Here is a 20565-nt window from a genome sequence, read left to right as displayed (position 1 = left end):
GGCAACGGGGTCAGATTGCCGCTTGAGCCGGCCGCCGGAACGGGCAACTTAGCGCCGCATGGACGCCGTAGAGACTGTATTAAGCCTTGCTCAATAGCAGACATTCGACAACCGGATTCGGAAGTCCGCCGATGCGCCACTTGCCGACCTCAGCACCTCTAAGCGCGAACGTCTGGTGTGGTGCCCGATGCGCCCGTACATAGGGCATCTCACTGTTACATCGCGGTGACAAAGGCACCGCCACGGTGGCGTCAACCGGTTACACAGGGGAGGAAATATCTCCGGCCTTCTGGGAGTGGCGTGTCAGCGTCCCCAAAGGCTGCGTGGGCGTGTCATTGGTTGGCCGTTAGCGAGGCGACTGGAACGCTCCACGCCTCGCAAGCGGGATAGCGAAATCTCGTGAAGGCAAGGTCAAGCTGCGTTCTCCGTTGTATCGGCGACGGGCGGCGACTGGGAGAGATGGATACCATGCACGTGGGGCGTCTGGAAGTTGGCAGGACATGGACGCGGGGCGGCGGTGCAATGACCACGCAGCGCCACCTCGCAGCGATCCTGGCTTGCGACGTGGTCGGCTATTCGCGCCTGACGGAGCGCGACGAGCGCGGCACGCTCGAGCGGCTGAAGATCTACCGCAAGGACCTCCTCGAACCGCTGGTCTCCGAGCACCAGGGTCGGATCGTCAAGCTCACCGGCGACGGCATGCTGTGCGAGTTCGCGAGCGTCGTTAACGCGGTGACCTCGGCGATGGCGATCCAGCAGGCCCTGGCGGTACACGAGGCGGCGACGCCCGAGGAAAAGCGGATTCGCTTCCGCATCGGCGTCAATCTCGGCGACGTGGTCTGCGAGGAGGACGGCGACCTCTACGGCGACGGGGTCAACATCGCCGCCCGCCTCGAAAGCATCGCCGATCCCGGCACCGTGGTCGTCTCGGGCACCGCCTACGACCACCTTCAGGGCAAGCTCGACTGCGGCTTCACGCCGCTCGGCGACCTGCGCCTCAAGAACATCGAGCGGCCTGTGCGCGCCTACCGCGTCGAGACCGACGCCAGCGCCTCGGTGGCTGCACCGCCTCCCCTGCCCGAGAAACCCTCGATCGCGGTTCTGCCTTTCACCAACATGAGCGGCGACCCCGACCAGGAATATTTCGCCGACGGGCTGGTGGAGGACATCATCACGGGATTGAGCCGGGTGAACTCCTTCTTCGTGATCGCCCGCAACTCGTCCTTCACCTACAAGGGCCGGGCGGTGGACCTGCGCCAGGTCGGGCGCGAGTTGGGCGTCCGCTACGTGCTCGAAGGCAGCATCCGCAGAGCAGGATCGCGGGTGCGCATCAGTGGGCAGTTGGTGGACGCGATCAGCGGACACCATGTCTGGGCCAACCGTTTCGAGGGCGACGTGAGCGACATCTTCGACCTGCAGGACAAGGTGACCGAGAGCGTCGTCGGCGCTGTCGAACCGAGCATCCGGCTGGAGGAGATCAAGCAGGCGCGCATGAAGCCGACCGACTACATCAGCGCCTACGACCTTTATCTTCGCGCGCTGCCGCGCTTCTACAGCATGACGCGCGAAGGCTTTGCCGACGTGCGCCGGCTCACCAACGAGGCGCTCAGCATCGACCCTGGCTTCAACTTGGCGAAGGCGCTCGGCGCCTATATCCGCAGCCTATCCGTAAGCCAGTGCTGGCACGAGCCCGACGATATCCGAGTCGCCGCGCGCATGGCGCGCGAGGTACTCGCGGAAGCGCGCGACGACCCCACGAGCCTACGCTTCGCCGCGCAGGTGATCGCCTACAGCGCGAAGGACTACGAGATGGCGCTGGGCACAATCGAACGATCCCTGCTACTCAACCCCAATTCGGCGCAGGGCCATACGGGCAGCGGCTGGGTGAACGCACATTCCAGCCGCCCGCTCGTCGCGATCGAGCACTTTCACAGGGCAATGCGGCTGAGCCCGGTCGACCCCGAGAAGGGCATCGCGCTCTCCGGCATCGGGATGAGCTACCTGATGCTCGAGCGCTACGAGGAAGCGCTGGCATGGGGAGAACGCGCGCTGCACGAGATGCCGAACTACGGCTCCTCGCACCGGGTGGTGATCATGGCGCTGGTCGAACTCAACCGGCTGGACGAGGCGCAGGCGGCGGCGCGGCGGCTGATGGAGGCGTTCCCGACCTTCACGCTCACCCTGCAAAGACAGATCAACCCGTGGCTGGACAAGGTGTTCGCCGAGCGTTACGTCGAGGCGCTGGGCATCTCCGGCGTGCCGGAGTGATCGTCGCGGTTGCAAAGATGTCGTCTCCTGCGCGTCACGTCCGGCCAGGCGACGTCCCTTGATCCCACGTTGCTTCTGGAAGGATAGTTCTCTGACCGGCTTGTCCGAGGACTGAGCGCGTAGAGCAGCCGTGAACAGCCGGCGAGCTCTCTGTTGGGTTCGCGTCGAACTTCCGGTTTCCATCCTGACGAGACCTACCGACGGTCCAGACAAATGTCGCCGTTGGGTCAGGTCACGACAATGGGTGTGCGGAAATGAATGTCTGCTCTGCTAGATCGGGAGATCAGAACCCGCCAGTCCGTTTTCCGCCACCAAAGGCCGCCCGTCCTCTTCGAATAGCGTTGGACTAGGTGTCTAGTCCCAGAGTGTGGGGGAATCAGTCAAGCTGATCCTTCATTGAGGGATCAGCTATGGGACAGATACTCCACGGCAGCGCCACGACCACGTACGCCATCCGAGCAGCGATACAGCGATCGAAGGCTCCGCTCAAGGAACTCGCCACGCAGCACGGCCTAAATCAGAAGACCGTCGCCAAGTGGCGCAAGCGGACCTTCGTCCACGACGCGCCGATGGGCCCGAAGGCTGTACGCTCCACCGTTCTGACGGCTGAGGAAGAGGCAATGGCCGTCGCTTTCCGCAAGCACACGCTGCTGCCTCTGGATGACTGTCTCTATGCGCTGCAAGCGACGATCCCGCACTTGACGCGGTCGTCCTTGCACCGTTGCTTTCAGCGCCACGGGATCAGCCGCCTGCCCGAGGTCGCCGGCGACAAGCCAGCCAAACAGCCCTTCAAGCGCTACCCGATCGGCTATTTCCACATCGACATCGCCGAGGTCCGAACCGAAGAGGGTAAGCTCTACCTATTCGTGGCGGTGGACCGGACCTCGAAGTTTGCATTCGCTCGGCTGATGCAGAAGGCGACCACTGTCACCGCCAGAGCTTTCCTCGACGAATTGGTCGAAGCAGTCCCTTACAAAATCCACACCGTGCTCACCGACAACGGCATCCAGTTCGCTGACCTGCCCAAGAACCGGGATGGCCCTACCGCGCGCTGGCGCGGCCATCCATTCGACCGGGCCTGCTGGGGGCATGGCATCGAACACCGTCTTACCAAGCCCAACCACCCATGGACCAACGGTCAGGTCGAACGGATGAACCGAACGCTGAAGGAGGCAACCGTCCGGCGGTATCACTACGATACCCACCGCCAACTCGAAAATCACCTAGCTGCCTTCCTCGACGGATACAACTTCGCCAGGCGCCTCAAGACCCTTCACGGCCTCACACCTTACGAAGCCATCTGCACGGCATGGGCCAAACAGCCAGACCGGTTTAGACTCGATCCAATCCACTTGACCTCGGGACTGAACACCTAGTTGATCGGTTACAACGAGCGAGAGTGCTAGCAACGGGGACGGCACATGTCGGCGAGTGCTTTTGCATTGACTGGATTCATCTCGTGGGCACTGGGCCTGCTGATCGTGATGGAAGTCATCCGGACGTACTTGGTGATCTCTGGACAAATCACGGCAAACGGCTTTACGCCAGATAACGCAACGCTCTCCCCCTTCATGCAGAGGTTGGCCCGTGCCCACGCCAACTGCATAGAAGGGCTTCCAATCTTCGGAGGTCTGCTCGGAGTCGCGATCATTATTTCAAAGACAGATGTCACGGATCCCCTGGCCTACACGCTTTTAGGCGCACGGATAGTGCAGTCGGTGATCCACCTCGTCTCGACAAACCAACTCGCGGTCAGTCTCAGGTTCACCGCGTTCGCCGTGCAAATGGTGATTGGTGCGTATTGGTGCTGGGTGCTGTTGATCTGAAGAGTGGCGGAACCCCAGAACATGAAAGCGGACCACCTCGATTCCGGGAGCCTTGCCAAACCCCGCTCCGGGTCGCGAGCCGAAAGATTGTCCCTTTTGGCAGGCGAGTGAACCGCAAAACCGCCCGTAGCAAGGCCGGCGCTAAGGCATTGGTATTGCTGTTGTCAGAACCTGGGGATTTTTGGAGCTGCTCCCCAGCTTCGGAGAATGATGACATTCGGAGAGCAGTTTGGGCGGGAATGTTGTTTCCGCTCTCCCCGGCCTTTGGCCGCACATCTCACAAACTCTGGGCTTCCGAGAAGCCATGAGGGGTCCGGAGAATTGTTTGGACTTTGAAGGTGGTAGAGGGACACGAACCCAGAACCGACCTTCTCTATTTCTACATTCTCTCCATGATAATTTTTCCTGAACACCCGCTGCCAGCTCCGGTCCCTCTAAATTTGCCGGTTCCGTTGTTACCCTTTATGACACCATTCAGGGTGTTCCCGCCTGTTCTTCCTTTATAAACAAAGGGCTGTTTCATATTGACGGCGCCACTGCTAGAAATACTTCCTGTAAATCCAGAGCTAGACGATATTCTGCCGTCATTTATGACGACGAATGTTGAGAGTTCTCGCCAATCGCCGCAGTTCGTTGTGGCTCGTCTGACCAATTTCCATGTGCCATTAAAGGCGCTTAGCCCACTCGTCTGAGGCACACAATGGTTGCCCTGCACCTTCATTCCGTCTTCACAAGTAAGCGGGCAGATACGAGTTCCGACCGCCCTTAGTCTTTCCAGAAGTCCCGCTGTCGGTTCCAGCGATGCAAGCTTGACACCTTGCCGCCCCGCATATTCCTGAAGCGCTTTGCGGCTGGCGGCCCCCCATTTTCCGTCAGCCTGGCCTCCAAGGCATCCTATGCGGGAGAGTTCCGTTTGAGTGGCGCGCGCAAGTTCGCTGTGGTCTGTGGTAGGTGCCAATGACTGCGCCAGCGGGTCGGGGTGTTCAAGGCTTGCGACTTCCGTCCCCTTGGCATCGTCGGTTGCCTTAGTGGCGCCCTCCGTCTCCGGCAGGTGCGTCACCTGCCGTTCCGTTTCGATGCGCTTGTCGATCGCGTCGATCTTCAACCTCGCAAGGGCCGCAAAAGCGCCACCCGGAAATTGCTGCAAATACGCCTCGAAGAAGCTCTTGTCGGTCGAGTCCTTGATAGTCGCCCAATATGCAAGTTCGATTGCATTGTCCGGCGACGTCGACTGTGGAGTGGGGGCAGATATCGCCTTCGGTTGCGTTGCGAGAGGCTTCAACACAACCTCGCCCGTGAGCGAAGAGTTCTCCCACGGCACTTGCTTGCCCTCCGTGGCAGCCAGCACATCGCGGCGCACATCGATGAGGTCGCGCGTGATATCCTGCCCCGGCGTACCGAGGTGAGCGACCAGTGCAGTCGTGAATGGAGAATTCCGCCCTGCTCCGTCCATGGCGACATTACCCGGTTGCGTTGCGAATGCTATGAGCGAGCCGACTCCGCTGCCAAGCTTGGCCAGACCCCGACTCACGGAACCGGAGCGCGTCCCCATCGAGCGGGAAAGCTTCTCGGCGAACGGATTGTCCCGGCAGGCATCTAGGAAGATGAGGTTGACCTTGGTGCTGCGCTCCATCGCTGAAAGTACGAGGTCCATCGGAAGGGCCTCGAAGTCGAGGTCATTGTAGCTGGACAACTGGGCATCGACCGGTACCATGTAGTTGTTGCCATTCACCTGCAGGCCGTGCCCGGCATAGAAGAACAGCGCCATATCGGCACCGTCGAGCTTTTCCAAGAACTCGCGCACCGTGCGACGCATTCCCGCGAGGTCGAGGTCCTGGCCGCTGACAACCTCGAAGCCGAGGCTTTCAAGCTTGGCATTCATGTCGGACGAATCGTTCTTCGGATTGGCGAGTTGGACGGCATGCTGGTAGGCCGAATTGCCAATAACCAACGCCACGCGTTTCTCGGCGACTGCCCGTCCCGAAACAGCGGCAAACAACAAAACCAAGAGAATGAAAGCGCTGCGCATGGCAGAAACGGCTCCCCTGGGAACTATAGCAGAGGCTAATGCAACCGAAAAGAGCTATGCCCCCGGGCTGCGGACGAGTGGTCTGCGGCTCCGAGATGATTGTTGGGCGACACCGTTTCGCTGCTGGGCCGTGATTCCCCGGGCGACAATTTGCTTGATGCGCCTGAACGGGTATGCTGGCAGCGAAGCGCTTCTACTGGCTTAGGGGTCTATTTGGGCGTGCGGACACTTGGCCGGATCGTCAGCCTGCAGCGAGGTGGCATCGCCGCATCGCTCGCCTATCTGGGCCTGCTGGGCCTCTCGACTGCTCTCGTGTCACCGCCGTTGGAGAATATCCTGCGCGACGTGATGATGGTCTCGATCTCGCCGTTCACCCATGCTCCACCCAACATCGTTGTGGTCTCAATAACGGAACAGACCCTAGCCAATTTTCCATACCGCTCACCACTGGACCGTGCCTTCTTGGCCGACATCGTGGCTCGGATCGAGTCGGCCCGCCCTCTTGCCATCGGCATCGACCTGCTGTTCGACCAGGCGACGGAGCCGGAAAAGGATGCCCGCCTCGAAACTGTCATCGAAACCGCCAGTGTGCCTGTGGTGATTGCCTCGGCGTCGCGCACTGACGGCCTTACCCAAAGGCAATCCGACTATCTCAACGCGTTCGCTCCGTCGGCAAAGCGGGGCCTTGCCGCATTGTCGCATGACAATCTCGACGGCGTGGTCCGTGGAGCTTTTCCCGGTCGAGAAGCGGACGGGGGCTGGACGCAAAGCTTTGCTGCTGCGATCGCAGCATCAACCGGCATTAGTCGCGGCCACTGGCCGGAGGAAATGGTCTATTATCGCACGGCGAACAGCTTGCCCTTCAACTTTCCAACCTATCCGGCACAGGCCGTTCCGCTGGCACCGCTCAGCTGGTTCGAGGGGAAATATGTTCTTATCGGCATGGACCTACAGCAAATAGACCATCATCCGACACCGTTCGCGTTGTTGAGCGGCGCGGAAATCGGTGTTCTCCCTGGCGTCGCCATCCACGCCCACTCGTTAGCCAGACTCTTGTCCGGGGACAGAATAACGATCCCTTGGCCTGCAGCGGGTTACGCGCCAATGCTTCTTGTCGGGCTGTTCTGTTTGTGGGTCGTTTCGCGGCCGAACCCGGTGGTCTTCAAACCTGTCGCGGTCGCCGGTGCCGTGCTGCTGGTGTGGATCGGTGAGGCGTGGGCCTTCGCGAGGTTCGCAATACTCGTTCCGATGGTCGCCCCTGCATTGCTTGTGCTCGGTCTGTCGGCATTCTTTGGCTTCCTGGCTTGGAGACGGGATGCGAAGGCTCGCCACTTCATTCAAAACGCGTTCTCGAAGTATGTCAGTCCGGCCGTCGTTGCAGCGATCGTCAAGGAGCCCGACGCTCTCCATCTCGGTGGCGAGAGGCGTGAGGTCACCTGTGTATTCACGGATGTCGAGGGATTTACGTCACTCAGCGAGAAACTCGCGCCAGAGGTGCTCGCAGACGTGTTGAACGAATATCTGGACGGGATCTGCGAGTTGTTCATCGAGCATGGTGCAACCATCGACAAGGTCATCGGCGATGCGGTGGTCGGCTTCTTCGGGGCTCCGGCAGCGCAAAATGACCAGGCGGAGCGGGCGGTGTCCCTGGCACTGGCTGTGCAGGACCTGGCACAGCGGCTGCGAGAAAGATCGGCGGGACGAGGCCATTCATTCGGCACCACCCGCATAGGTATTCATGGCGGGCCGGCAATCGTCGGCAACTTCGGGGGAAATCGGTTCTTCAACTACACAGCTATTGGCGACACGGTAAACACCGCGGCCCGATTGGAGGGCGCAAACAAGTACATCGGCACGAAAAATTGCATAAGTTCGGAAGTCGCGAAACAAGCAACGCGCTTTTTGCTGCGCCCTGCGGGAGTTCTGCACCTTAAGGGCAAGAACCAAGGCATCGAGGCTTTCGAGGCAATGAGCCGTACGTCAGAAAATACGATACTTTGCGAGGAATATGCAAAGGCGTACGCCCTGCTTGCAACCGACGATAAGCTCGCGACGGCGGCATTTGAGCTGTTGGTCACAAACTACCCGCAAGACGCTCTGATCGCTTTTCACCATAGTCGTCTTGCAAGCGGACGCTTCCGAGCAGACATTCATCTTGCCGACAAATAGGGCCATCATGACATGAGCCTCATGCGTCCGATCTCGCAAATCGCCTCTCTGACCCTCGCCGCGGCCGTTCTTGTGACGGCGCAACGCGCGGTGGCCGGCAGCCAGTACGTGGTCCTGTCGGCTCAGCCGGTGGTAGATGAACTGCCGCCAGGCAAGCTTTTTATGCCAAGCGACGTCATCAACGTGCCAGCCGGTACGGTCGTCACTTTGCTCGGTGAAGACGGCAGCGTGAACCCGATTTCGGGTCCAGGTTCCTTCGTGGTCACTGAGGATGCATTGACGTCCGGCAGTTTACAGGGTGCTACCAACGCGCAGGAAGGGCCTTCAAAACTTGACCTGATAGCCGGCCTCTTGGCGAATGAGCGCAAGAGAACGGAGTCTATCGGCGGTTCGCGCACCACTACCGACTATTCCACGCCGAGCGGACTCGACGACCCCTGGGCAGTGTCCATCGAAGAATCCGCCCCTGGCTGCATCCGCGATGGTGAAATGGTTCTGGCGCGCGAGGGCATAGGTCAGAGCGCGGTCTTCTCGATTCGCATCGGCGACGGTGAGCCGTTCAACGGCATAGTCTGGAGCGCCGGCAAGCTCACTTACTCTCTTCCAGACCCTATTCCTCCCGAGGTGAAATCTGTTGTCGTCGAGACCAACAAGACATCGGTGTCGATCGAAATCAAGACGTTTCCAAAGAACGCTGTTCTTGAAAATCCGCTGGAAGTTCTTGGATGGATGGTGAGCAGCGGTTGCGAACGCCAAGCATTGGCCTTGGTGCGTCAACTTGTGACAAAACAGCAATAGGTTATTGGCCAGGAGCCAACGCCGCGAATGCCAGAGCGACTGGCCAATGACATAGCGGCGCCATTCTCACAGTCGCCATCGCCAGGCATCAGGAAAACTGCATGGCCGTGGGTTTGGGTGGGCTGTCAGTGCGCTGACGATGATCCGAGCTTGTCGATTTCTGCACAAGAGCACAGTATCGGGCGAACGAAAGGTGTCATCGGCCAGTGTCTGATTGAATCCCGGACTCGCTGGAAAATCGAGAGGAAGGTGCGATGCTCCATCCGCGTTTCAACGTTATTGTGGCCTTGGCTGTGACTGCGGTCGTGAGTTGTGCCACGGGCCAGCTGAAGGCCGCCGAAGAAACCGGCTTCGATCCTCTCGTAATTGACGAGTTGAGTGCTCCCAAGTCCGTTGCGATCATCGATGACCCGACCGGCGAGGCGCCGACCTCCAAGATTTATTCATTTCGGATCCCCTCAGGCTATTGCAATCCACAGCGCTATGAACCGCATGCTCCAGCTAACGACTGCGATGAGCAGTCGGTACGGTCGCAAGTTCGTGAAAACGTCTTTGTAACCAAAAAGAACGGCAATGGGCAGCCGAAACAAAACTGGTATGGGTTCGCTGTCTACTTACCAGACGACTTCCCGTACGGCAAAAAGCAAGCTGACGGTTACATGCAGTCATTCTACTTTCATAACAAACAATGCCAGCATGTTTCACTCGCAAATTTCGCGGGCAAAGATGACTCTCTCTACCTTGCATTCAGTAACGCGCTCGGAAACTACAGCTGCACGCCCGGTCCGCGTCTCAAAGTCGCCGATTTCAAGAACCTCGTCGGCAAGTGGAGCCGCTTCGAGCTATTTATTAAATGGGCGAAGGACAGCTCCGGTCAGGTTAAGGTGTATCTCGACGGCAAACTAGTGACCGAGTGGCGTGGACCGACCTTCACCCCCGGACTTGAGAGCACCAATTACGCCAAGTTCGGCATCTATCTTTGTTGTACCCAAGCGGTCGCTCGGATCAGAGACGCGTCGCTATACTTCGCGGCGGTCAGACGGGCCGAAAGTCGCGATGGCCTCTATACTCAAGGAGACGCCGTCGCGCTCAAATCGCTCCAGGTGATCCTCAATGCTTTGGGCTGTAACGTCGGCAAGCCGGACGGGCGTCCCAGCGGGCGCACCCGCGAAATGGCGCTGAGTTGCCGCACATTGCCGGCGGACGCCGCACCTCGGGACCTTAGCGTTGCGACGGTTCGGTCTTTCCTCGCGCTCTACTCGGACCCGACAGCCGCTGGGTTGCAGAGGGGAACATTCATCGAGCCGTCACCCCAGGTGGCGGCCGTCTCGAACGTGCCGAACGATGCCGCGGCACCGTCCGGTCTGCTGGTGCCCGTGTTCAAGGTACACGCGTACGAGGGACAGACGCAAAAAGGAGGCAGCGACTCGACCTATGTCACAGACCTTGACGTCAAGATCGACAAATCCAGCGGAACGCCGAGCTTCTCCCTGGCTGTCGTAGTTCATTCCTATGTCCCTGGGCACATCGATAGACTTGAGATGTTCCTGAACGCTCCCACGAAATCAGCCGCCAAGATCGCTTCTTGCGCCATTGGCAGTATTAAGTATCCCGACGGCACCGATCATGTCGCCTTCAGGTTTGACAAGTCCGGCGACACCTGGATTGTCGATAACGCTTCATGCCTGATCGCGGCGCTACCCAAGAAGGAAGCTGCGGTTGTGCGCTTCGTCGCCGAGCACTTCTCGGACGTTGCGGTAGGCATGGTTACCGATGGCAGTGTCAACCTTCTGACGTTCGACGTGATGCGCAATCTTGTCGGCAGGGTCGCCACCGGCGAACTGAAGATCGCGGGCCGATAGCCTTCGCAAAAAACTCCACTATCCGAAGAGAAAGATCATCGCCAAGACTCTTCCCCTCCGAATTGGTCGAGAAACTCTCGCGAAGTCAGGTCGATCCTCGCAAATCATAAGACAGAGGGAGGTCAAAAGTCGATCATTCGCAGATGCCGGATCAGATCACGAAAAAATCGTCGGCGAGCAGCGTCGGCCTGTTCGTCAGCGTCGCGAGCTGTGTCACGCCACCTGCTGCAATTCCGTTGGAATCGTAAAACAACTCACCCGTAACCTTGTTATAGATGATGTGGTCGTCGGCGTCGTGGGCGCTGGTTCCAGCGAAGAAGTAGTCTGGGTCGAGGGCCCCGGTGGTGGCTCCAAGCGCCTGCATATACGCATTTTGGAGCCTGATTGAGTCGGCCGAATGGTTGAAATCCGTGATAATGTCGCGGTTGGCCACTGAGAGCGGCGCGCTGAAAACGAAGGAATCGTTGCCGGCGCCACCAGTAAGCCGGTCAATGTCCAGGCCGCCGGTTAGTGCATCGTTGCCACCCCGCCCAAGCACGGAATCATTGCCTCGGCCGCCGTCCAGTTTATTGTCGCTGTCGTTGCCGTCGAGCACGTTGTCGAGGGAATTTCCCGTGGCTCCGACGTTGGCGTTTCCGGTCAGACGCAGATTTTCTACCAGCCGGCCATCGGCCGCCAGTGAGTACGTGACCAAGCTGAAAATCTGGTCGAGGCCCGCTTCGTCGATGACGTTGTCCAGCACATTGTCCACATAATAGGTATCGTTGCCGGCACCGCCATTCAACAGGTCGGCCCCGGTCCCGCCATCGAGCCGGTCCGCGCCATCATAGCTATATAACCGGTTGTTCCCATTGTTCCCGGTCAGCTCGTTGTCGGAAGAATTGCCTTGGGCGTTGATGTTGGCGACGCCCATGAGAGTCATGTTTTCGACATGGCGGGGCAGTGAATAGGTGATCGAGCTGAATACCCGGTCGTTGCCCGCCGCGTCGGCCTCGACCACGCGGTCGAGCGCATTGTCAACACAGTAGGTATCGTTGCCTGCGCCGCCCTCCATCTTGTCGATTCCGACCCCGCCGTCGAGCCGATCGGCTCCGGCGCCGCCCTGCAGGGCGTCGTCGCCGGACGAGCCGGAGAGCAGGTTCCTGCCGGCGTTGCCGACCAGCGTGTTGTCGAGTTCGTTACCCATCGCGTCGATGTCGGCAACGCCGGTGAGCGTGAGCTGCTCTATTTGCTTGCCGGACAGCGAATACGACATCGGGCTGAAGACCAGATCGATTCCGGCGCCGCGAGCCTCAATGACTACGTCGAATGCGTCGTCGACGCGGTAGGTATCGTTCCCCAAGCCGCCGGACATTTTGTCAGCACCACCTCCGCCGTCCAGAACGTCATCAAAATTGCCGCCGTTGAGGATATCCGCCGCATCCGTCCCGGTCAGGTGCTGCTCCATCACGTCTGGCGCCGCATAGGCGCGCACGTAGTCGACGACCATGTTGTACGTGCCGGACGCCCGCTCGACCTCAAGGGGATTCATGGCAAGCGAGGCCACCATATAGAGCGGCGTGCGGAAGAACTCGCTCATTGGAAAGCGGTTCAGCTCCTTGCCGTCATAGTACACGGTGATCCAGTCCGTCGTTATCCTCGCGCCGTAGGTGTGAAACGCCCCGTCGAACATCGAACCGGCAAGGCCCGTATAGTTGCCTTTCGAAGCGTGGCCTTCCTCATTGCTCAAGTGCACCGCCTGGTGATGACCATCGGGATCGCCCCCATACGCTTCAACGATGTCGACCTCGACGCGGGGCACAGTCTGATCGGGCGACAGCATCCAGAAAGCTGGCCAGGCTCCCGCCCCGCCGTGAAAGGCGGCGCGCATCTCGAAGTACCCGTACTCTTGCGCGAAACCCTGGCCGGCGCTGTTGACCGTTTGCATCGTTCCCGACTGCCAGACGCCGTTCACCTGCTTCATGGTAATGGTCAGTTGCCCGTCAGAGACGGAGAATGGGTTCGTTGCTCCCACCGGCGACATGAACGTGGCGGCCCCATAGGGGGCGTGTACCGGCGCGAACCACTTGCCGGTGCCGTTGTTCGGCACGACATCCATCGTATTGAACTCGTCGGAAAAGGAGAGGTTGAAACCGGAGAGGTTCAGCTCCGATCCTTTGTACTGTCCGGTCCAATCGCCAGGAAGAGCAATCGCAGCCATTGATGGGGTCCTCGTTCTCGCAACATTTTCGCGTTTGACCCCCACCACGATCTAATCGTCCATTTGTTAACGGAAAGGTAATGGACACCGATCCCGCCGCAAACGGGGTCAGTACGGTTGTCCCCAACGCTTCACGAGAAATTTGGGATAAGTCGCAAATCAGTTGGCGTAGCCGGCATACGATACTGCGTATCCTCCGATACCGTGACGCCCGGGCTCGAACGTGGCCGCAACCAGCCGCTCCTTCTCAGCCCGCGACCAGCTCCGCCGGCGCTGCACCGAGGTGATCACTTCCACGCGCGCAATCGTCATAGGACTCCTCCAAGGATTATTCCCCGGACTTGCAATGTTCGTCCTAAGGCGACAAGGCGGCCTTCACCGTAGGCTTACGTTTGTAGGCCGGCGAAGGCGGCCTTGAGTCGGGGTTTCAAGAGGCTCACGGGCGTCTCGTCAGCGGGGTGGCGCCACGGGCGGCGCAGATAGCATGGCAGAACGTCCGTTTGCTCAGTCCGATTCGGACCTGCAATCTCGCTTCCGGAATGACCATCAGGGGTCAGTTTACGTCGATGCACGCAGGGCGCCTGAAGGTCCGCTTCTGAACCGACGTTTGCTGAAGAGGAGGGCACTTCACGCGAATTGCCGGCGTTGATCTTGACCCACGAGACCGCCTATTGCGCGCTCCACAGGGTTGTTCATCGAGCGGGCAGCAGCCGGCACGACCGAAAGAGAGCAGACCGAATTGAAGAGCAAGCATTGCTGGCCATCTGCTCTTATCCTGCGACCAGCCGAAGCGATCGCCGGGCCAAGGCCAAATACCTGTTGACTGTGGAGGCACGGGGCGAACTCGACCTGGAAGAGCACATGCAGGCCATCTTGCACTCCATGATGCCGGCCTGATCGGGCCTCATCAACGAAACGACGGCCAGCCAGATCATGTATTTGGGCAGCGAGCTTAGCGAGCGGCCAATTCGTCTAGTCGTAGATGATTTGGGACCGCCGGCCGTCAACATCGTCAGGCAAACGCGTTTCACCGTCTCGCCTTTCTCCAGCCTGCGGCGCCGCGGCGGCCAGCATACCAACGGTTAGAAAGAGAAACCCCAAGAGCAGGCGCGGTAGCCGGCGCGACCGCATTTGTCTGCCGGCGCGCTTTCGCCAGCGGTCAGCCTGATTGGCGCCTTGATGACGATGGACTTTGCCCACGCCCCTCTCTCTCCGAGGAGAGAATGCGTCCGTTGCGGGAGAGAGTCCAGATATCGTCAGCTAGGCTCGTTGATCAGCGGCGTAGTGCCTTCCGGTCGCCGATATTTCTTCACCAACACGACCGTGCCGGCGTCGACCGTGATGCGGCCCAGCGCCTGGACCGTGACCCGGCCAAGATCCTCGTCAACATGTACCACTTCGCCCTCGAGCCTGATCTTGTCGCCTGGTTTGGCTCTGGGATCGATGATCGAATATGGAGAATTGGTCGTCGGGATATGCAGGGCACGCGGTCCTCGATCCGCTTGCCCACCGTGGCGATGATCGCCACCTTGTCACCTATGTTGATCTCCCGCGCCATGGATAGGATTCTGGTGCAGTGCGTCTTGTAGTCAAGAGGATGCTAATATGCTGGCTCACGAGCTTACAGAGCGTCCCGGCCGCAGCTGGACGCTGGACGGACGGCGCCGGCGAGGTTCCGATCGAGCGCGGCTGGTGGCAAGCGAAGTTCCTTCACCTAAGCTGAAATGTGGGTTGGTTCGACGCCTGTATGAGCGTTGGGGATATCGGAAACGTCAATGGTGCATGAGGCTCCGGCCCGCCGATTGGCAGCCGATGCCGAGCGGCTACAAGGCCGACGCTGAGCGCCCTTTGCAGGAGTGGCAGGCAAACCAAGCAAGCCACAGGCAAGCGCCAGGACGCGCGAGGCGCTTCGCCGGTGTAGAACAGCAGCGGGCAGAAACGCGCGCTGGCGACGCTCCTTTGTCTCCGCGATCGAAACGGAACGCAAAGCGCCAAGTCGGCGCATCCGCAAGTATCCGCCGCGAGGTGGAAGTCTCGCTGAAGCGCCTTGGCGTTGAGCGCATCGATCTTTACCAGATGCACTGGCCGGCCGAGGACGGCGCGCCACTTGAAGAATACTGGCGGACGCTTCTCGACCTGAAGAAGGAGGGCAAGGTGCGCGCCGTTGGCCTTTCAAATCATAGTGCCGCGCAGTTGGAAACGGCAGAGGCCCTGGGCCATGTCGACACGCTGCAGCCGCCGTTTTCTGCAATCCGCCGCGATGTCGCCAAGGCCGAACTGCCCTGGTGCCACGCCCATCAGACCGGCGTCATTGTCTATAGTCCCATGCAATCCGGCCTCCTGACGGGCGGCTTCTCCGTCAAGCGTGCCCAGGCATTGCCCAAAGACGATTGGCGGTCCCGCAATGAGGAGTTCACCGGCGAAAAACTCACCCGCAACTTGGCGTTCGCCGACGCCTTGGTACCCATCGCCGACCGTCACAGCACGAGTGTCGCCGCGGTTGCAATAGCCTGGACGCTCGCCTGGCCGGGGGTAACGGGCGCGATCGTCGGTGCCCGCAGCCCGGCTCAGGTGGACGGCTGGCTCGACGCGACCAGCCTCGATTTGACGGGGCAGGATCTGGCCGGGATCGCTGCCGCCATCGAAGCGACCAGCGCCGGCTCAGGCCCGTTGCAGCCTGGGGAGTGATGCACCGGTGACGATAACGGCACATACACAGGCGCGGCTCCTCGGTTTGCCCGGGAGCCTGCGCCTAGGCTCTCACTCGCTTGCGGTTCTGCGAGGCCTCCAGCCGGAGCTGAGGCCGGCGGTTGACCTTCAAATCGGCGATCTGCGGCTGCCACTTTACGACGAGGATCAAGATGGACCGTCCACACCAGAGAACGTGCGGGTGTTCAGGCAAGCCGTTGCGGAAAGCGACGGCGTTGTGATTACGACGCCGGAGTACAATCACGGGATCCCAGGTGTCCTCAAGAACGCGCTTGATTGGGCGTCGAGGCCTCTCGGTCGGTCGGCGTTGACCGGCAAAGCTGTGCTCGTCATCTCTGTGTCGCCGGCCTTCACCGGCGGCGTTCGTGCCCAGGCACAGGCCAACGAGACGCTGCTCGCAATCCAGTCACGTCCAGTTCTCGGTCCGCAGGTCGTCATCGGCAACGTTGCCGACAAGATCAAGGATGGACGATTGACCGACGAGCCCAGCCTGCGTTTCGCCTTGTCAGCTATCGATCGCCTGATCGCCCTTTGCCCAGCTATTCGCAAGGCTGAGTATGCGCATCTGTCGTTGAGCTGAGGTCGAATTAATCTCAGCAAAGCACTGCCCGACGGGAACCGCGCAGTGGGGGAGCACATTCCAGCGGACCGCCCATCGCAATGCTTTTGGGCGCGGGAGCATCGGCCGGCCTTTCCGCGGCTTCTGGATCGGGCGGATCGGCACGGGTGAGAAACGCGCGTCTCGCGACGGCATCGATCGAAAGGAGACCATCATGGACGTCGGCTTCATCGGACTGGGGCACATGGGTGCCGCAATGGCCAACAATATTCTTGAGGCAGGGCATGACATGACCGTCTACAACCGGACGCCTGGCAAGGACGAGATCCTCGTCCACAACGGTGCACGTTTCCGCGGCCAAGCTTTCAGAAGCCTGTCGCGGCGAGGCTGTCATAACCATGCTCGCAGACGATCACGCCGTCGAAAGCGTGGTCTATGGCGAGGGGGGCTTGCTCGCGAACCTTCCGAAGGGAGCGACGCACATCTCCTGCAGCACAATCAGTGTCGCTCTGTCGGAGCGCCCCGCGGCCGATCATGCCGCGGTTGGAAAGCGCTTCGTCGCAGCACCGGTGTTCGGCCGGCCCGATGTGGCAGCGGCCGGTAAACTGTTCGTCGTCGCGGCCGGAGCGCCGGATGCCATCGCCGCCGTGCAACCGATTCTCGATGCGGTGGGCCAGAAGACCGTCGTCGTATCCGAGACACCGAAAGCCGCCAATCTGGTGAAGCTTAGCGGCAACTTCCTGATCGCTTCGGTGATCGAATCGCTCGGCGAAGCGATCGCGCTGGTCAGCAAGGGCGGCGTCGACAAGCAACTATATGTCGACATCCTGACCTCGACCCTGTTCACGGCCCCCGTCTACAAGACCTATGGCGCGCTGATCGCGAATGGCAAGTTTGAGCCTGCTGGCTTCGCGGCGCCGTTGGGTCAGAAGGATATCCGGCTGACGCTGGCCGCAGCCGAGGAGTTGCGCGTGCCGCTCCCGCTGGCGAGCCTCCTGCGTGACCGCTTCCTCACCCTGCTCGCCTCTAGCGGCGAAAAACTTGATTGGTCGGCCATCGGCCAGCTTGCCGCCAGGGATGCCGGCGCGGATTACCATTGACGGCCGGCATACCCTCGCAAGATGTGTAACATGGCTGCCCTGCCTCGAAGTGGCCTCGCTGGCGGCGCGTAACGGGCTTCGCGGACAGGCCGGGCTGCCACGGCCCGAAAACTCTGAAGAGACTGCCGACACCGGCGTCCAGGCGGGCGGCCGCGTGAAACTTTGCGCGGCGAAAATGATTTGCGCGACGCATCGTGGGCCCTCGGCCGAGCGAGTGAATGGCTGCTTGCTCGACCGTGGCTGGCCATTGAATTACGAAACCGTAATGTCAGAGCCGCATCTTCGCCCTAATGCAGATGGCAACTCGACCGGCTTAAATTAGGAGATGCCTATGACGACAGTTGGTTATTCCTCGATCCAGAAGGGTTTGCATTGGGCTTTGTTCGCGTTGGTCGTAGGCATATATCTGCTGACCTTCGGCGATGATCTATTTCAGCGTGGCGATCCAAACAGAGCCTTGGCATGGTGGCTTCACATCTCTTTGGGCCTGCTGCTGGCTGCTCTCGTCCTCTGGCGGGTAGCTTTACGGTTGGCAAGAGGCGCGCCGGCTCTCCCCATTTCTATGACAGGTTTGGAACGGACCGTGGCCAAGCTTGGTCATTTCGCCTTGTATGTCCTGCTTGTCGCAATTCCCGTGCTTGGCATCCTGCTGACTTGGTTCAGGGGCGATGCGCTCACCTTCTTCGGATTGTTTACGATCCCGGCACCGTTTGTGGCGGATCGCGGCATCGCGGGCAGTATCAGAGAACTTCATAGCCTTTGCGCCAACGCAATCTTGATCTTGGCGGGAGCGCACGCGGCAGCCGCACTCTGGCACCATTTCGTGGGGAGAGACGAGGTGTTGGAGCGGATGCTGCCCCGAAGGGAAGCGTAGTGCCCCACGCATGGCCGTTTCCGAGCTATGCGGCAACGTGCGCATTTCTGCGGCAATGAGGTCATTCGGCCATGCCGTCACCGCAGACTTCTCGTCGTGACCCGAGATGCCCTTGAGGCTCAGGCGATGATGACCGCTTTGGAGCCACAGCAGACATTTCGCATCGAGCAGAACCGCGATCACCTGAGGCGCTGGATCGCCTTGTCAATGCGAAGCGAGTGGGGCACACCCAGTAGCTTGAAGCAATCGCAGTCGAGAACCTGATCGCTTCCATGCCGCAATCAGGCAATGCTCGCCGTCAATGCGTGCAAATCGGCGGGTTTGGCTAGGGTTCATCGTGAGATATTCGCTCGGAGTCTGTGCCCCCGCACCTTGATCGCATTCACGGACTAGAGTCTCGCAAATAGATCCGCCTTGCTCCCAAGCCGATCGAGGTTCCAGATGCGGGCTATGCAGCGCGCATCTCGTCAGCGGTGGCGCCACCTCGAAATTCGGCAAGGCGTATAGCCTTGGCTTCCAATTCCTGTTTCGCAAGCGTGTTACCGGAATCGCTCTTGGGTTCGTCGACCCGGGCATTGAGTTTGCGGCTGTCACGGTCGTGATGCTTACCTTGCCGACCCATTGCTTCGGATAAAGGGGGGCGACCTCGGCATCGAGTTCCATGCGCACCTTCGAGCGGAAGCGCGCGACCCGGTCATCGGCAAGTACGTGGCGTTCGAACGCGTTGCGGTCGGCGACGCCATGGACGGCTATAAGCCCCAAGACCGCGCCCATGGAGAACTTCGCCTGGTGGACGGTTTGAGGTATGTCCACCGCGCCCCGGACATTGATGGCTCCCTGGTGGACATGGGTCACCACGACCGCGATATCGTCCGGGCCGAGCCCTTCGCGGCGCATGAGAAGCTGTAGCGCGTCAGCGGCCGGATGAGTGTGCCGGCAGGAGGCATGCCATTTGAAGGACGTCTCCTCGGTTGCCCAACGGTGCCGAGGCCATTCGTGAGGTGGGCCGGATCGGCGTCGCTGGACATACCGGCAGCCATGCCCCGTTTCCCTTCGAGGATATGAGCCTGCGCTCGACACCACGACAGGGTGAAGGCGCGCACCGCACGCGATCGGGCTGGGCATTTTGTCTCGGCAGTTTCGGCGCAGAGGTCTCCTCTTTCTGATCCTTCCGGAATCACCGGTGCCTGTTCTCACAGGTTCAGCTGGCGGAGGCCGAACCAATAGTCCAGGCGTTCGAGCGTTCCCGGAGAAAGTCCTGATTGCACTGCGCGGAAATGTAGGCCTCAATGGGCCGTCAAGGAAGCAGGGACGCCATCATAGTGTCGGTTCGGACAGATCCGCTACCTGCAACTGTTGAGACGGTGATCGATCCGTCCCGCAAGCGGCGGCTGATCGACCTTTCCGAGCTTTGGCGATATCGGGAAGTTGTGTTCTTCCTGGCCTGGCGCGATTTCAAGGTCAAATACCGCCAGACTTATTTGGGTGTGCTTTGGGCAATGTTGCAGCCGCTCGTTGCCATGTCGGTCTTCAGTGTCTTCTTTGGCCGGCTCGTAGGCATCTCATCAAACGGCGCGCCATACCCGCTGTTTGTCCTGTGTGGGCTCGTGCCATGGAATTTTTTTTCGCGAGCGGTTGGCAGCATGACCGGCAGTCTTGTCAGCAACCAGGAACTGGTGAAGCGCGTCTATTTTCCACGTCTGATCATTCCCATATCCGCTATGGCCGCGTGCCTGACCGATATGATCGTCGGCTTCGCTCTTTTGTTCGCCGCGCTGCTGGCATTCGGAAGCTGGCCGGCACCGCAGGTGCTCTTCCTGCCACTGTTCGTGCTCGTCATGGCAGCGTCGGCGACGGGGCTGGGAGTGGCGCTATCTGCGATCAATGTCCGCTTTCGCGATGTGGGATATCTTGTGCCGTTCAGCCTCCAGATCGTTCTGTTCATGACCCCGGTTGTCTATCCGGGCAATCTCGTGCCCCCCTTCTGGCGGCCGCTCTACAGCCTGAACCCTATGGTCGGGGTAGTCGAAGCCGTGCGCTGGAGCTTACTGGGCACGCCCGCCGATTGGGTCATGATCTCGATATCGACCCTCTCCTCACTGGCCCTTCTCGTTGCCGGACTGGCTATTTTCTCAAAGTCCGAACGCGCGTTTCCGGACCTGATCTGAGCA

18 protein-coding genes and 1 pseudogene are annotated in these 20565 nt (G+C 60.2%); 13 read left to right on the top strand and 6 right to left on the bottom strand.

The features are described from left to right. Positions 1-522 precede the first annotated feature (522 nt). The 3 genes from ACSQ3Z_RS24085 (at position 523) to ACSQ3Z_RS24075 (ending at position 4094) form a co-directional block, all read left to right on the top strand. On the top strand, positions 523-2268 hold the full coding sequence (locus tag ACSQ3Z_RS24085) for an adenylate/guanylate cyclase domain-containing protein (RefSeq protein WP_436173745.1): 1746 nt from the start codon (positions 523-525) through the stop codon (positions 2266-2268). 410 nt (positions 2269-2678) lie between these two features. Then, positions 2679-3644: an IS481 family transposase gene (locus ACSQ3Z_RS24080; RefSeq protein WP_436173744.1), complete on the top strand. Its 966-nt coding sequence runs from the start codon at positions 2679-2681 to the stop codon at positions 3642-3644. A 45-nt stretch (positions 3645-3689) separates the two neighbouring features. After that, positions 3690-4094, top strand: coding sequence for an MAPEG family protein (locus ACSQ3Z_RS24075; RefSeq protein ID WP_436173743.1), 405 nt, complete (start codon positions 3690-3692; stop codon positions 4092-4094). A 379-nt stretch (positions 4095-4473) separates the two neighbouring features. Here ACSQ3Z_RS24075 and ACSQ3Z_RS24070 read toward each other — a convergent pair whose 3' ends face one another. Next, positions 4474-6123, bottom strand: coding sequence for a caspase family protein (locus ACSQ3Z_RS24070; protein ID WP_436173742.1), 1650 nt, complete (start codon positions 6121-6123; stop codon positions 4474-4476). A 102-nt stretch (positions 6124-6225) separates the two neighbouring features. On the opposite strand from ACSQ3Z_RS24070, the gene ACSQ3Z_RS24065 reads away from it, so the two are divergent. The 3 genes from ACSQ3Z_RS24065 to ACSQ3Z_RS24055 all read left to right on the top strand — a co-directional run bounded on the left by ACSQ3Z_RS24065 (position 6226) and on the right by ACSQ3Z_RS24055 (position 10952). Further along, positions 6226-8292 (top strand): CHASE2 domain-containing protein, encoded by a 2067-nt coding sequence (locus ACSQ3Z_RS24065; RefSeq protein WP_436173741.1) that lies wholly within the window; start codon positions 6226-6228, stop codon positions 8290-8292. Between the two features lie 12 nt (positions 8293-8304). Beyond that, positions 8305-9090: a hypothetical protein gene (locus tag ACSQ3Z_RS24060; protein ID WP_436173740.1), complete on the top strand. Its 786-nt coding sequence runs from the start codon at positions 8305-8307 to the stop codon at positions 9088-9090. Positions 9091-9344: 254 nt separating this feature from the next. Further along, entirely contained in the window at positions 9345-10952 is a 1608-nt protein-coding gene (locus tag ACSQ3Z_RS24055) for a heparin lyase I family protein (RefSeq protein WP_436173739.1), read from the top strand. Between the two features lie 151 nt (positions 10953-11103). Here ACSQ3Z_RS24055 and ACSQ3Z_RS24050 read toward each other — a convergent pair whose 3' ends face one another. Together ACSQ3Z_RS24050 and ACSQ3Z_RS24045 are read right to left on the bottom strand one after the other, a co-directional pair. Then, entirely contained in the window at positions 11104-13152 is a 2049-nt protein-coding gene (locus ACSQ3Z_RS24050) for a family 16 glycosylhydrolase (RefSeq protein WP_436173738.1), read from the bottom strand. A gap of 159 nt (positions 13153-13311) precedes the next feature. Beyond that, positions 13312-13464 (bottom strand): hypothetical protein, encoded by a 153-nt coding sequence (locus ACSQ3Z_RS24045; RefSeq protein WP_436173737.1) that lies wholly within the window; start codon positions 13462-13464, stop codon positions 13312-13314. Between the two features lie 339 nt (positions 13465-13803). On the opposite strand from ACSQ3Z_RS24045, the gene ACSQ3Z_RS24040 reads away from it, so the two are divergent. Next, entirely contained in the window at positions 13804-14049 is a 246-nt protein-coding gene (locus ACSQ3Z_RS24040) for a hypothetical protein (RefSeq protein WP_436173736.1), read from the top strand. 359 nt (positions 14050-14408) lie between these two features. Here the strand turns inward: ACSQ3Z_RS24040 and ACSQ3Z_RS24035 are convergent, their stop codons facing one another. After that, positions 14409-14549 (bottom strand): hypothetical protein, encoded by a 141-nt coding sequence (locus ACSQ3Z_RS24035; protein WP_436173735.1) that lies wholly within the window; start codon positions 14547-14549, stop codon positions 14409-14411. Positions 14550-14964: 415 nt separating this feature from the next. Here ACSQ3Z_RS24035 and ACSQ3Z_RS24030 point away from each other — a divergent pair, with 415 nt between their 5' ends. After that, positions 14965-15840: an aldo/keto reductase gene (locus ACSQ3Z_RS24030; protein ID WP_436173734.1), complete on the top strand. Its 876-nt coding sequence runs from the start codon at positions 14965-14967 to the stop codon at positions 15838-15840. 7 nt (positions 15841-15847) lie between these two features. Next, entirely contained in the window at positions 15848-16441 is a 594-nt protein-coding gene (locus ACSQ3Z_RS24025; protein ID WP_436173733.1) for an NADPH-dependent FMN reductase, read from the top strand. A gap of 13 nt (positions 16442-16454) precedes the next feature. On the opposite strand, the gene ACSQ3Z_RS24020 is transcribed toward ACSQ3Z_RS24025, so the two are convergent. Beyond that, positions 16455-16757, bottom strand: coding sequence for a hypothetical protein (locus tag ACSQ3Z_RS24020; protein ID WP_436173991.1), 303 nt, complete (start codon positions 16755-16757; stop codon positions 16455-16457). Between ACSQ3Z_RS24020 and ACSQ3Z_RS24015 the strand changes: the two are divergent. From ACSQ3Z_RS24015 to ACSQ3Z_RS24005, 3 genes and pseudogenes are all read left to right on the top strand, one after another. Continuing rightward, a pseudogene (locus ACSQ3Z_RS24015) lies at positions 16665-17046 on the top strand (NAD(P)-dependent oxidoreductase); the annotation flags it as partial. The gene ACSQ3Z_RS24020 and the pseudogene ACSQ3Z_RS24015 sit on opposite strands and share 93 nt — an antisense overlap. Before the next feature lie 21 nt (positions 17047-17067). After that, complete coding sequence (locus ACSQ3Z_RS24010) at positions 17068-17520, top strand: NAD-binding protein (protein ID WP_436173976.1); 453 nt, start codon at positions 17068-17070, stop codon at positions 17518-17520. Positions 17521-17851: 331 nt separating this feature from the next. Continuing rightward, positions 17852-18394 carry a cytochrome b gene (locus tag ACSQ3Z_RS24005; RefSeq protein ID WP_436173732.1) on the top strand — a complete coding sequence of 181 codons (543 nt, stop codon included), beginning with the start codon at positions 17852-17854 and terminating at the stop codon, positions 18392-18394. Between the two features lie 204 nt (positions 18395-18598). Here the strand turns inward: ACSQ3Z_RS24005 and ACSQ3Z_RS24000 are convergent, their stop codons facing one another. Continuing rightward, the gene (locus tag ACSQ3Z_RS24000) at positions 18599-19291 is read right to left on the bottom strand and encodes a hypothetical protein (protein WP_436173731.1); all 693 of its coding nucleotides are present in this window, start codon (positions 19289-19291) and stop codon (positions 18599-18601) included. A gap of 425 nt (positions 19292-19716) precedes the next feature. Here ACSQ3Z_RS24000 and ACSQ3Z_RS23995 point away from each other — a divergent pair, with 425 nt between their 5' ends. Further along, the gene (locus ACSQ3Z_RS23995) at positions 19717-20562 is read left to right on the top strand and encodes an ABC transporter permease (protein WP_436173730.1); all 846 of its coding nucleotides are present in this window, start codon (positions 19717-19719) and stop codon (positions 20560-20562) included. Positions 20563-20565: the final 3 nt, after the last annotated feature.

Origin of the sequence: Mesorhizobium sp. LjNodule214 (assembly GCF_964252735.1) — a bacterium.
In the GTDB taxonomy this organism is placed as follows: domain Bacteria; phylum Pseudomonadota; class Alphaproteobacteria; order Rhizobiales; family Rhizobiaceae; genus Mesorhizobium.
This window is presented reverse-complemented; position numbering and strand designations above follow the sequence as displayed.

Bases quoted from the DNA above. Each gene is read 5' to 3' on its own strand.
- ACSQ3Z_RS24085 (WP_436173745.1), top strand. From the start codon at position 523: ATGACCACGCAGCGCCACCTCGCAGCGATCCTGGCTTGCGACGTGGTC.
- ACSQ3Z_RS24080 (WP_436173744.1), top strand. From the start codon at position 2,679: ATGGGACAGATACTCCACGGCAGCGCCACGACCACGTACGCCATCCGA.
- ACSQ3Z_RS24075 (WP_436173743.1), top strand. From the start codon at position 3,690: ATGTCGGCGAGTGCTTTTGCATTGACTGGATTCATCTCGTGGGCACTG.
- ACSQ3Z_RS24070 (WP_436173742.1), bottom strand. From the start codon at position 6,123: ATGCGCAGCGCTTTCATTCTCTTGGTTTTGTTGTTTGCCGCTGTTTCG.
- ACSQ3Z_RS24060 (WP_436173740.1), top strand. From the start codon at position 8,305: ATGAGCCTCATGCGTCCGATCTCGCAAATCGCCTCTCTGACCCTCGCC.
- ACSQ3Z_RS24055 (WP_436173739.1), top strand. From the start codon at position 9,345: ATGCTCCATCCGCGTTTCAACGTTATTGTGGCCTTGGCTGTGACTGCG.
- ACSQ3Z_RS24050 (WP_436173738.1), bottom strand. From the start codon at position 13,152: ATGGCTGCGATTGCTCTTCCTGGCGATTGGACCGGACAGTACAAAGGA.
- ACSQ3Z_RS24045 (WP_436173737.1), bottom strand. From the start codon at position 13,464: ATGACGATTGCGCGCGTGGAAGTGATCACCTCGGTGCAGCGCCGGCGG.
- ACSQ3Z_RS24030 (WP_436173734.1), top strand. From the start codon at position 14,965: ATGCCGAGCGGCTACAAGGCCGACGCTGAGCGCCCTTTGCAGGAGTGG.
- ACSQ3Z_RS24005 (WP_436173732.1), top strand. From the start codon at position 17,852: ATGACGACAGTTGGTTATTCCTCGATCCAGAAGGGTTTGCATTGGGCT.
- ACSQ3Z_RS24000 (WP_436173731.1), bottom strand. From the start codon at position 19,291: ATGCGCCGCGAAGGGCTCGGCCCGGACGATATCGCGGTCGTGGTGACC.